At 60.2% G+C, this 12,191-nt stretch carries 7 protein-coding genes; 3 read left to right on the forward strand and 4 right to left on the reverse strand.

The genetic code is table 11. The annotated features are described in order from the left end of the window. Positions 1-3: 3 nt before the first annotated feature. The 3 genes from IVA92_RS36030 to IVA92_RS14925 all read right to left on the reverse strand — a co-directional run bounded on the left by IVA92_RS36030 (position 4) and on the right by IVA92_RS14925 (position 6,863). Positions 4-3,285 carry a UvrD-helicase domain-containing protein gene (locus IVA92_RS36030; RefSeq protein WP_247279095.1) on the reverse strand — a complete coding sequence of 1,094 codons (3,282 nt, stop codon included), beginning with the start codon at positions 3,283-3,285 and terminating at the stop codon, positions 4-6. Beyond that, the gene (locus IVA92_RS14920) at positions 3,282-5,849 is read right to left on the reverse strand and encodes a PD-(D/E)XK nuclease family protein (protein ID WP_247279096.1); all 2,568 of its coding nucleotides are present in this window, start codon (positions 5,847-5,849) and stop codon (positions 3,282-3,284) included. Before IVA92_RS14920 ends, IVA92_RS36030 begins: the two co-directional genes overlap by 4 nt. Positions 5,850-6,329: 480 nt before the next feature. Further along, on the reverse strand, positions 6,330-6,863 hold the full coding sequence (locus tag IVA92_RS14925; RefSeq protein ID WP_247279097.1) for a hypothetical protein: 534 nt from the start codon (positions 6,861-6,863) through the stop codon (positions 6,330-6,332). 1,347 nt (positions 6,864-8,210) lie between these two features. Between IVA92_RS14925 and IVA92_RS14930 the strand changes: the two genes are divergently transcribed. Both IVA92_RS14930 and IVA92_RS14935 read left to right on the forward strand, forming a co-directional pair. Further along, positions 8,211-9,098: a hypothetical protein gene (locus IVA92_RS14930; RefSeq protein ID WP_247279098.1), complete on the forward strand. Its 888-nt coding sequence runs from the start codon at positions 8,211-8,213 to the stop codon at positions 9,096-9,098. Positions 9,099-9,711: 613 nt separating this feature from the next. Then, positions 9,712-10,086, forward strand: coding sequence for a recombinase family protein (locus IVA92_RS14935; protein WP_247279099.1), 375 nt, complete (start codon positions 9,712-9,714; stop codon positions 10,084-10,086). Positions 10,087-10,478: 392 nt separating this feature from the next. On the opposite strand, the gene IVA92_RS14940 is transcribed toward IVA92_RS14935, so the two are convergent. After that, on the reverse strand, positions 10,479-11,648 hold the full coding sequence (locus IVA92_RS14940; RefSeq protein WP_346015603.1) for a recombinase family protein: 1,170 nt from the start codon (positions 11,646-11,648) through the stop codon (positions 10,479-10,481). Between the two features lie 152 nt (positions 11,649-11,800). Here IVA92_RS14940 and IVA92_RS14945 point away from each other — a divergent pair, with 152 nt between their 5' ends. Then, the gene (locus tag IVA92_RS14945; RefSeq protein WP_247534250.1) at positions 11,801-12,166 is read left to right on the forward strand and encodes a helix-turn-helix domain-containing protein; all 366 of its coding nucleotides are present in this window, start codon (positions 11,801-11,803) and stop codon (positions 12,164-12,166) included. Positions 12,167-12,191 lie beyond the last annotated feature (25 nt).

A 12,191-nucleotide genomic window follows, 5' to 3' on the forward strand; every position in this document is an offset into this window, starting at 1 on the left:
TCGCTACGGTGGTTCGACCCAGGACACCTGCGCTGCCGACATATAGACGATAGCGCCTCGCTCGGCCCCTGTGACGCGCAGATAGTCGCGCAGTTGTGCCACATGCGCGCTGTGTGGCGCCGCCGCGGGGTTCACGTCTGACTTCCAGTCGATGACGAGTGCGATGCGCTCTCCATCGATTGCGGCAGCATCCGCACGACCGGCAAGAAAACGCGGCGGATTTGCCGCCCAGAGCGGAACTTCGGGCACCAGTTGCGCGAGGAATGGCACGAGCTCCGGCAGGGCCAATGTGCGCAGCGCCGTCTCGGCCATCTCGATCGCGTCGGGCCCTGCGGCGTCCGTGGAGTCATCGGATTGCAGTTGAGCAAGCAGCTCAGTCGCGCGACGGGTGACCTCTTCACCAAAGCGTTCAAGTTCACCTGTGAGAAGCTCTTCCATAAGCTTGTGCAGGATCGTCCCCCGGAGGGCGCCCGCTCCCACGATCCGGGCCGTCACGTCGGCCGCCGCATCGACTACGAATGCATCAACAAGGTCGGCGCTACGATCAGCATCGCGGTCGCTCGGACGGTTCCATAGGATCGGCGGCGAAGCGGCGGTCAGTCGCTCGCCTTCTGCAGCAAATACCGCCACAGTCTGATTGTTGGCGATGGGCTGCGGAGCGCTCATAATAGGCTCGGGCAACGCGTCCTCTCGGATCTCGGGAAGTCGCTTTTGCCCCAGATCCATTACCCGCGACCACGATCGTGAGGGAGCGCCAGGCAGATCAGGAATCACCAAGAGGTCTCGGGCACGCGTCGTTGCGACATACCAAAGCCGCTCGCGCTGACGCGCCTCGCTAAACTCCTCCTCTTCACGGGCGGCGGCGAGTTCGGGCGGCTCGATCCCTCCGATGATCCAGTGAATTGTATCGTCTGACTGCCTATAGACGAACTGATCCTGGGGCTTGAACTGCGTCGACGAATTCACGGTGATGACCACGGGCCATTCCAGCCCCTTGGCGCTGTGCATGGTGACGATCTCCACCGAGTCTTCGGACGCATCGACCCTTCCTTCCGGATGCCGACGTTTGCTTTGCCATCCGCGCTGAAGATCGAGCGCGAACGCGCGCAGCCCGGCAACGTTGTAGGGTCTGGCGAGTTCGACGATGGCGTCAAGGTTTGCGAGAGCGCGCGCGTTGCGCTGGCCGTGCCGAGCCGCCATGATCACTCTCAGGTTCAGGCGCTCGATTGCGAACGCGACGAGTTGCATCGGCGTGAGTTCGGCGGCAAGGCGATGCAGCGCCTGGAGCTTCAACAGAACATCCTTTCCGAGAGGGTTAATGACCTCGTCCGCAGAAGTTCTCAGCTGGAAGCGCCGACGTCCGTCCTGATCGGGAGATAACGCTGCCGTGATATCAAGAAGGTCTTCGTCGCGTAGTCCGACGATGGGACCCCGCATAAGCGCGCCGAAGGCGAGAGTGTCGAGCGGATCGGAAAGCACACGGACCAGAACGAGGATGTCTTGAAGCTCCTGACGCCGGAACAGCGCGTGACCTGCCTGAGAGGCCACCGCGATACGTTGCGCTTCGAGGGCGCGTTCATAGCGCCAGAGATCAGCGTGGGTCGGCGCAAGCAATGCAATGTCGCCTGCGCGCAGGTAACGTTCCGTCCCATCTGGGCCGAAGATTTTCAAGGCGCCAATCAGGCGCGCGCACAGCTTGGCAACGGCTGCCGCTTCCGCTTCGCGCTGGTCCTCAGCGCTCGCGTCACGCGGAACCTCGATTGTGAGCTTCGCTGCCGCACTTAATGGCAGAGGCGGCAGGGCAAGCGTCGGAGCGAGCGGTACAAAGCCCGGTTGTCCCGCCTTTGCAAGGACGTCCTGAAACACGTGGTTGACGTGCGCGATGACATCCGGACGGGATCTAAAGTTCGCGGTAATAGCAAGCAGGCAGCCGTTTTTGGCTTCGGCAATCGCGGACTTCGCGAGCGCGTAAGACTCAACGTCTGCGCCGCGAAAGCGATAGATCGCCTGTTTGGGGTCTCCCACCAGGAACAGCGCTCCGGGGCGCAAGACTGCACTGCTCCAAGTCGAGGGCTGCGATTGCGCTGCTATGCAGAATACGATCTCCGCCTGCACGGGATCCGTATCCTGGAATTCATCGACAAGCAGGTAGGGATATCGGCTGCCAAGCCAGGCACGAATATCGGGATTCTCGCAAACAAGCGCTCGCGCTTGCCGTAGCAAGTCGTCGAAATCGAGGACGGCCGCTTGGCGTTTGCGCAGGTCGTAAGCCTCGATTACCCCGTTCAGGTGCGCAGCCAGTTTATGCGCCAGGCTTTGGGCAATGCAGCCAATCAGCGCTCGATAGGCTTCGCGAACGGTGGCGAAGTGTTCCGCCGCTTCCTCTGCGCGACGCCTTCCATCCGCCTCGCCGAGACCTTGCTTCCAAGCGCGCGCCCTCTCATAAGGCAGCAAGTCGATACTTTTCTGCCGCATCATGCTGATACGGGGTGGCTGGGTCAGGCGCCACAACGCGGAAAAGGCAGCATCGGCGTGATCGCCCGCGAAGAACGCAGAAAGGCGCTCGAGATCCGCGATGAGGCCCGCAGTCCACGTCTCTCCCGGTCCGGCGGTATGCCAGCGGGAAAATGCAGAGACGGCGTCTGCGAAGGTTTTGTCCGGGCGAGTTGAGAAATCTGGTGCCGGAACAGTCGCGCTGCGATGGTCTCGCCGGAGGATAGCAAGCTCGCGCACACGCTTAACCACCCCCAGCGGGTCGTCCTTTGCAAGAATAGCAATCGGACCGGCCTGTGCGTCGCTCCCGGCCAGCACCTTCTTCAGCCAAGCCGCAAGCACTTCATCAAAAAGGGCATCGGCAATGGCCTCGTCAACGACACGCGAACCAGGATCAAGGCCAGCGTCGATCCCGTGCGCACGAATAATGCCTTGGCAAAAGCCGTGAATCGTCGTGGCAGTAATTTCTCCGATGCGTGGCGCGGCCTCATCCAGGTGTGCGCGCGCGGTTGTACCTAACGGCAGCGATAGAACCCCGATGAGTGCGGGCGGCTGCCGTCCTTGGCGAAGCTCGTCGACAGTCCAGCGTATGCGCGCCTCGAGTTCGCTCGCTGCAGGTTCGGTGAAGGTGATCGCTGCAATCTTGGAAGGATCAATCCCACTCGCGATCATCATCGCGACGCGGGCAGCCATCAACGACGTTTTGCCGGTGCCAGCCGCAGCCTCGACAAGCATGTTGGTTTCAAAATCAGTGAGCGCGCGCCGGCGGGCATCGAGATCAGGCACGCTCACGGGCTACTCCAAAGTTTGTCTAGCGCGCTGTTCGCCTGAGCAAACAGGCGACGCTTTACGCGGCGGTACGAATCGAGGTCCGCTGGCAGGGCGACAGAAAGCGGATCGAAGAATACAGGCGGTGGCCCGGGTGCGATCTGGCCATTACGTTGCAGGTGAACGCCGGCCGCCGTGAATGCGATAGCCTGATCGATGGCCTTCGTAAGCTCTTCGTCGGCGAGGCTTAGCGTCCGGGCCGGGTCGTGCTTTAGGTACGTCAGCTGCGCGCTCACGCTCCGAACCTCAGGAAGAAGGAATCGTACCGCGAGGCCGTAGAAGACGCGCTGGAGTTCAGCACCGCGATCGAATACGACCGGCTTCTTTCGCTCAGGCGCCGTCCCCACCTTATAGTCGGTGATGACCGCTGCGCGGCGCGCTGCATCTTCGTCAAGACGATCAATTCGTCCCCGGAAGGCAATTCCGGTCTGCCCGATTGGGACAGGCGATCGCGTAGTCCACGGATGAGGCCCGTCTCCGGGCTCGCCAAAGGAGAGCTCTGTCCAGCTCTTGCCGCGCGGTTCACCGAGTGCCTCTTTCAGTCCTCGCAGTGCACGCTCGCGAGCCATCTCTACTGTGTGACGCCAGAGAAGGCCCGGTGGAACGGCTCTGGCGAGCGGCCAGCTTTCGGTGAGGTGCGCTGCTTCTCGATCCAAGGCAATGCCAATCTCATCGAGATTTTGTGGTGCACCATTCCGCAGCACCCCCCCGATAAGAGCGTGAACGAGTTCGCCGAACCGGCGATGTTCGAGCGCGAGGGGCTGAGGGTCTAAATTCGGCTCGCGCCAGTGAAGGGCGTATTCCCAGACGAAGCCCAACGGATCGCACAGAAGGCGATGGAGCGACGTTGTGGATTGAACTTGAGCGAGTGCATCGACGAGGAGCGGGTGGTCGGCACGAACCTTCCCGTCATGAGCCGTGTGTTGCTCACCATCCCACCACGCGCGCCAGCAGGCACGACTTGCGCGCACTTGGGGATCCTTGCCCGCGTCGACGGGCCGGGCGTAGAGACGATCGCTTTCGCTGAAGGCGTGCGGGGGTATCGCGCTCCGCCCAACCAGGCGCTCTGTTCGTTTCGGCCACAATGTGCTGGCTGCTTGCAGCGATCCAGTCGCACTCCTGTAGGCGCGTGACAGCGTGTGGTTAGTCGATTGGCCGACGATGATGTCATGCATCATCTGGTCAGCTTCGGCTGCTTCAGCAGACGGAAGTCGCAGTTTCCCAAGCAGGTGCTGGGGTAGCAAGGGATTTTCGTTCGTCCGTCTGGGCCATGCGTTTGCATCCAGTCCAATGAGGCGAGCATATGCGCGCGGGGCCGCGGCCACATGACGGGCCGGTCCCCACGCAATAGAACTTCCCGGGTCGCGTCCGTCGGAAACGCGCAGGGCCTGCAAGGAGAGCTCGATTGCCTGTGGGGGCGCCATTCGCAAAGCATCCCGCCACAGGGTCAATACGGGCCCCTTCAAAAGACGGTGCCCGACTACGTCTGCCGACGCAATCCCACCAGCCAAGTCTTCGAGAATCGGTAGCAATGCCCGGTCCACAAGGTCACCATTCGCCCGCTCGCCTCGAGTCTGCTCCAAAGCGTGCCGCCAAAGCTCCGGACTCGTCAGCGCAGCGCTTCGCCGCAAGCCTTTGGCGCAGTCGCTGGGCAGGTTTTCTTTGGCTGGGCTACGCGGCAATCGGGTAAACAGGAGCCTCACGCGTTCCTGAGACAGCCCGCGTAACAGGATGTCCGCGAGTGCGGCGCAGGCTTGTCCTTCGCGGGTCGCTAGCGCCGGAATACCGTGCGTGAAATGCACGGGCATCCCTGCCTCGCGCGAGAGAACCAGAAATGCATCGTCCCATGCCGCGGGCGAGGCAGCTGAAATGGCGATCTCGTGGGGAGCGGCTTTTCCGTCCGCCACAAGCGCGCGCGCCCAACGCAATGATTCGCGCACTTCGTTTCGCGGATCGGCACAGAGATCTGCAGAGTCGAGCAATGCTGAGCCGGATGGGCGCGTTTGGGTGTCCCCGGAGAACCAGTCGCGCCGGGTGTGCTGCGATGCAATCCATCGCACCGGCACGACATCGCAGAGACCCTGAATGAGTGGATGCCAAACGGCTTGGATATTGGGGATGTCTTGAATAGTGACGGCCCCGACTACTTTTGAAGCGAAACGAAGTCGCGCCAGGGCAGCTTTGACCAAATCGGGAGGCGTCAGCATTCCAGACGGCAGCTCGTCTTGGACGCGGCGTTCGAGCGACACAAAGTCCCTAAAGCGGGCATTGTCGGGCACACAAGCCGGGGCCTCCATGTCCCACCAGTCTCGGAGCGCTGATAGCGCAGCCGCGGGCATCCCCGGCAGTTCGGAAACCTTGCCAATGTCCTCGTATCCGCCCGCCTCGAGCGCCTGCCTGATAGCCAGATACAGGGCCTCGTGCGAGGCTGGCGACACGAAGCCGCCGGCAAGTCGTGCGGCGAGAAGCGGCAGCGTCAGGACCTGCCGACCCGTGGCCCCTTCGCGAGCCGCATCGAGGCGCCGCATTCGCAGCGCTAAAGGCCCATCGACGACTACAGTATGGATTAGCATTTCGCGCCCTATCGCCGGACTGAAGGCAGCGATACCCGATCGCTGCCGAAATCGCGAATCTTAAAGACGACGCAATTTCCGCCGTCTTACGCGTCGTCGCTATCGCGTCAGCCATCTCGTCGACGGTCTTCTTGAAGTGCGCCGGATCGTGCAAGGCGGCCTTCACCGCTTCTGCCCATTCCAATTTTGTCGACATCCACCCGACCATCCTCCCGGCATCGATCCCGCGGTTTTGGGCGAGATAGGGGGACAGGATCTTAGCCGGCACCGAGTCCCGCAGTAAGTCTGCGCTCTCTGGATGGATCATATTAAACACGCGCCAAGCCCGGGAAACGGCAACCAGTTCTCCATCCTCTGCGAGCTTGGACAACAGTTCGAGGATGGGCCCAGGCGGCGTGATTTGTGTCTCCGAACCTTTGCCGATGACGTCTTCCGCTACACGCGTAGGCTGCTCAATTCCGGTTGCGGAGAGCGCCACGGGAGCGCTTCCACTGCCTCGTCACCTCCGACGCCAGCGAAATACTGAGCGCGGTCGGTGAACCCTCTGGCCGCGTGCGCAGCGACCTCGTCCTTGTCCGCCGGCAGGACCCGCAGGATCCCATCTTCGTATTCAAATATGCCGGCCGCCACGAGAGAGGCGAAATCCTTCTCGAACCGGGGATGCTCCGCATCGACACCGAAAAGACTTGCCGTGTCACCGGAAACGACGAGCGCTAAGCTGTCCGGCTCGAGCTGCGGGATCAATCTCTTGCTGCCTTTTCCTCCAAGCAAGAGAGAGACGACCATCGATTCCCGCAACCGCTGTCCCGGACCGGAGCCGGGACGAAGCAGGGCGGACTTGCTTCGGTGAATGACAGACGACGAGAACACATAGGGCACGACGGCGCGGTAGTAATTGTGCGAGAGTCCTTTGCCGTCAATTGTCTCCAGTTTCCCCTCATCCAACCAAAACAATACGGTATCCAGCATGGTTGGGGCAGAAACGCGATCAGCCTGCGGCGAAATGCACCAGGATCGACGGGTCGATCCGACCCTGCCAACGATCTGCTGAGGTCGTGCCAATCTCGAGATCCGCCTGCGATCGCGGCAGCCTTCTGGCAGCGATTAAGCGGAAAAATGATCCCGCTGTCGTCGAACAACGATTTGAGATTCTTGGCGAATTTCTTCGCGCCTTCGAGCGTCGAGAACATGCGAGCGTCCTTCATCTCGGCCGGGTCAAGACGCGCTGCTCATCTCATCGGCCGAAAGAGGGGAATCGGTCGCGAGAGCTGGATCATGGAGTAGTCGTTGGACCAAAAGTCCTTTGCCAAGGCAGCGGCCTAGCCGACGAAGGCGGCATAAGCCGAATCTAGAGCCGTTCGTCGATCTTTTCAAGAATGAGTGTGAATTGTCCCGTGATCTTTGCGCGTCCGGGTTAGGAGAGAGACCACTTGTTCGCGACCTCACTGTAGTCTCAAGGGGGCAGCGCTCCTTGCCTCGGCGTCCTACGCCCGCGACCCTCCGTCGCCTTTTAAGCGCCAATATCGTCCCGATCGCCGTTGCTGTTCTATGATCGCTTTGATTGCAAAGACAGAAATGATACAGAGCTATTCCGCTCCAATATTCCTGGCAATGTCATTTGAAGACTGGGTCCGTTAGCGAGACCTAGCCATTTCTATAGATTACACACATGACAACGAAAAAGCGATCCAAACATCATCTTATCGGTCAGGCCGGGGAGCAGCTTTTGCGCTCCAAGCTTCCGCGACACTGGGTTTTGCGCGGTCACAGTTGCCGGAATGGCAGACCATAGCTCAGTGGCAATGTCGAATTCCGCAGCATGAAAGCGAACAATCCAGATTGGACCGCGCCGCGCACTAACCAGGATTGGCGCGACGACGAATTGATGCTGGCAGTTGCCTGGCTGAAGTCGTTCGTTCCTCGCAAGGAGATGGAGCAGAGGCTAGACGTCGCGAAGACCAATCTTCTTGCTGCCCAAGACCGCATGCGCGCCGGCATAATGGGCCCGTTGTTTGACCCGGTGGATACGACCGCTTGGTACATACTGCAGGCAGAGACCTTTGCCTCCGACCGGGCCCTGTGGGCGCCTGAGGGCACAATGCGGGTTGTGCCCTTCCTTACGCGTATCGGCAAGGAGCTGAAACTTCTTCTCAGCGTGAAGGGGGTCGAAGAGCGGGCGGCTCGCCTGATGTTACAAGAGAGACGCCAAGCGGACAGCAGCATTTTCGAGATGCTCGTCGCCCTTGCCTACCGACGCAGAGGTTGGACACGGGTCGAGTTCATGTCGGAAAGCCCGGGCGCGGACGAACCCCGGACATGCACGTCTTCAGGACGGGAAGCCGCTGGGCGGCAGAGTGCAAGCGCCTGGTGCCTTCAACCTATGCCGCGAACGAGAAGTTGCGGGGCACGCGGCTCGCACAACCCATCCATCAACTATGCCTGGAGCTTGGCGAATCCGTCATTGTCGAGGTGAAGTACCAAGTCGAGCTGCGCGAAATCGCGGACGATTATCTCGTGCGACACGTGCAACAGGCAATCGACAGGCGATCGCTGGCACCTTGGAGGGACGAGGTGGCGACCGGAAGAGTGCGCCCTATAAACTGGACGTTGCTTCGGCGAATTCTCGCAAAGGACTACGTCTATTTTGATGGAAGTCGGATCATCGCACTTCTGGCCGGGCACTACGATCATACGGCCGATCACAGCATGGCAGCCAAATGGCGCCCGGCTCCTTTGAGGCCCACATATGCGGACGCTGTCTACCAAGCCAGCGTGGTCAGCTGGATCAGTGAATCCGATGCTGCCGTACGTCAAAAGGCGCGTCACTTTCGCAGCACCATAGCCAACGCAGAGCGCCAGCTTCCGAGCGATCGTCCGGGGGTAATTCACGTTGGCATCGAGAGCTCGGCTGGGGCGGAAGTTGATTTCGCTCGTCACTTCTTCAACACGATGCAAGCCAGAACATTTGCGCCGGCGACCTCACGCCTCAGATGGGTTTACGCAAACTATTTTGTTCCCGAAGCAACCACGCGAGAGAATGAGACGTGGGCGATCACCGAGACGATGGTGCCGTACAAGATCGGTCATCATCGAACGCGTTTGCCACTGCCCGGCCACATGTTGGTGTCGCCCGAGAACGGAAGTGAAAGCGGGGTACATTGGCATCCCAAAAGCGACGCAGCAGCGAATTCGAACCAGGAATAGACTCAGAACGAATTCTTGCACCGTGATCCGCGCTGAGCGCCACTTGGCTTAGGCAGAGAGCTAGGCGATCGGATCAGCCTTGAGCATTGATATCAACGCTCGTAACAAGTCGAATTCGATCAACCGGCGCATCCGAGACGATGCCGGTGCGAGTCGGTTCATCTTCATTCACACCAGCCGGACTAAGTGGCATCTGGACAACGTGCTCGGCACGTGAATTTCGGTCGCCCAAGCGAGCGCAATGCACCAGCGTTCTGGTGGTAGCTATCTGGTAGCTACAACAATTCACAAGCGTTCAACGATTTCCGCAAGCATTTGATTTTGTTGGTACAGTTGGGTGGGCACCGTAGTTCCGCGACCTTACCCTTGATAAATCTAGCGTTTTTCAAATCGCCAGCGGCCCTTTTGTAGTGCCCTTTTGTATTTTTCTCAACCTCGTTAGCTCGCTTGCATCTTTGGGTCGTAGTTCTCAATCCAGTGCACCAACTCGCTCTCGTCGGAAAAGAGCCTCCGAAGAGCAGCTTCGATCATCGGATTGTCCCCGATTGGAAGCAGCATACGAGGGTCGGTTTTAAGGCCCACGCACGCCTTCCCCAGTGCGAACGCATATGCGATGCTCAGGGCGCGCGGCATCGACCTCATCGCCGCTGACAGTCCCGCCTCGTTCCTAGACGACACACCCACGGCACGTCTGATCCGGCAGGTGCTCGGTGCCGTCTCCGAGTTTGAGAAGGCCATGCTAGTTGCGAAGCTCAAAGGCGCGCGGGATCGCAAGCGTCGTGCCGGCGTGAAGGTTGAAGGCCGGAAGTCCATCGCAGAGCTGCGGCCTGAGACGGTCGAACTCGCACGAAGTCTGGCCCGAGCACGTCCCAAGGGCGGCAAGCGTTCGCTCCGAGAGGTTTCCGCCGCACTCGCCGAAGCCGGGCACATGACCAAGACCGGGAAGCCTTACGCGGCAACAGCGGTCAAGCTCATGTTGGGCAGGTGAGATAGGACGGTCCCATGCTTCTCAGTACGATGCTCAGCGTCTCGCGTGCTGTCGCCTTCAAAGGACCAGTCGCGGCGTCTTTTGTTCAGCGTAGCTGCTTTCTGGCTCGTCGGGCACGAAGCCTGAGAGGCGCGATAAAATCTTTGGGTCCCATGTCAAGCACCGGGCCCCTTTTTGCGCACTCCACCCACTCCGCCTTAAAACTTCCTCGGGTTGAAGGGGCGGCCGCCGCCAAGCTCACGGTAGCGGCGCGCGTGTTTTTTCGGCAGCCCCCTTCGCTCGCTCGTGTTTACCAATGGGTCCTATCGGGACCGAGCAGGTTGTGGGTCGCTTTCCGAGCTTGGCGTCGCCTTTGCACCGCGGCCGCCTGGAAGGCATGTTTGCATGCCGCCTTAGTTTTGGCGTGGGTATCCGTGGCGCATAGCCCTTCCTTCCAATCGAACCAGACCTAGCAATCGATAGGCCTTCGAGAGCTTGCCGAAATGGTGGGCCACCGTAGCCGACCAAGGTAAGTTGGGATCGTCATTGATCAGACGCGCTGACACGGCACCCTCGCGGTCCAAGAGGCGCTTGAGGCCGAGCAACAGGTCGTCCGTACAATATCCCAGTTTCGGGCGCTGTTCGGGATGGCGTCGCTGCCTGCCTACAGTTTTGCCTTCGCGCTTCCGCTGCAAAGCGGCGAGCGTGATTTGCGAATGCGTCTCAAGCGGCAGCTTCGCCAAGGCCTTCGCTTTGGTGAGAGAACCAAATCGTTTCACGAAGTAGTAGGTGCCGGGCGTATCCTTATCCCAGTCCAGAAGATTTTGCGTGACATATCCATGCTTAATATGCACGCGGCGCAACGCCTGCAGCAGATCCGCGTCACTCCAACGTACCCCAAGGATGTATTCATCACCGCCGCCGTCTTTCCTGCGCTTCCACCCGTTCCGCTGTATTTCGCTATGGTTTGGTACAGGCAGCCCTGCCTTGCGCAGCGCATTAGCGAGCGAGCCGAAACGACGACGGACATGCCTTGGACAGGGCAGATCAGGGCTGCGTTCGATAAGCCGATTTGAAATCCGCCCCTTCTCAGCATGGAGTTGCCGCAACCCCATGATGACCGCGCTCTCGCTCCAATATCTTCCGTTGCGCCCAAAGAATATCCTAGTTTTGGGATCGTAACCGGCGATGGAATAGGCCTTCAACAGCGAGCCGAAGTGGCGGTCGACAGCGTCTGAGGACGGGACGCCCTCGGTGCGATTGAGTAGTTTCTGAGAAAGATGCCCGTTCGTCTCAAGCAGTCTCTTGAGCGCGGCGATGATTTTTTCTTTGTCCCAAGGTCGGTTACCGACCGCCAGACGCTCTTGCGCTTTCCGAAATTGTGCTGGCGACACGATGGGTTCGAAGGCCTGATAACGCGTCCACACGGACTTAGGATTTCTTATCAAAGGTCCCTGCAGCTTTTTTGCTGTGACGTTGTAGGTCATGCGCCCAAGGCAAAGTTCGCTGCCGAGTATTCTATGGATGGTTGCTTCCGAAAGTGCTTTGCGCTGTAGTCGGATGCGAGGGCGCCCTAGGCACACTTTCCGTGCTGGGCTCGTCGCCCTCCGCCATCACGGCCGTCGTTCGCGCGGCAGGCACCGCCTCGCGGATTTCCGTCTCGCGGTTTCACGCCGCTTTTAGCCGGAGCCCCGCAATCCGACGTGCGGTCCAGAGCCACATCACGGCGATGCTGGTGCAGCTTCAGCTCGGCGGAGCCTGCAACGCACTGCATCCGGTGGAAGCCCGGATGGCACGCTGGTTGCTAAGTTTTCGCGACCGTATCGACACCGATGTCCTGCCGCTGACTCAGGAAGCGCTATCGGAGATACTCGGCGTGCGACGAACAACGGTGACGCTCCTAATGCGTAATCTGCGTGCGTCAGGAGCGATTCGATCGGATCGGCGAGGCCACATCGAGATCGACCCAATTCGACTCGCAGCAGCGGCGTGTGAATGCCACGGTAAGATACGTCTCGAAGTCGAGAAGATTTTTTCGACGGTTACCGCCCCATCAGGCAACCCTGGCCTTGTTAGATCACGAACGCTCGACCAGCGGTGAGTCGGGCCCTGCCGCGCGACGGCAG

Source organism: Bradyrhizobium sp. 154, from assembly GCF_023073875.1.
In the GTDB taxonomy this organism is placed as follows: Bacteria; Pseudomonadota; Alphaproteobacteria; order Rhizobiales; family Xanthobacteraceae; genus Bradyrhizobium.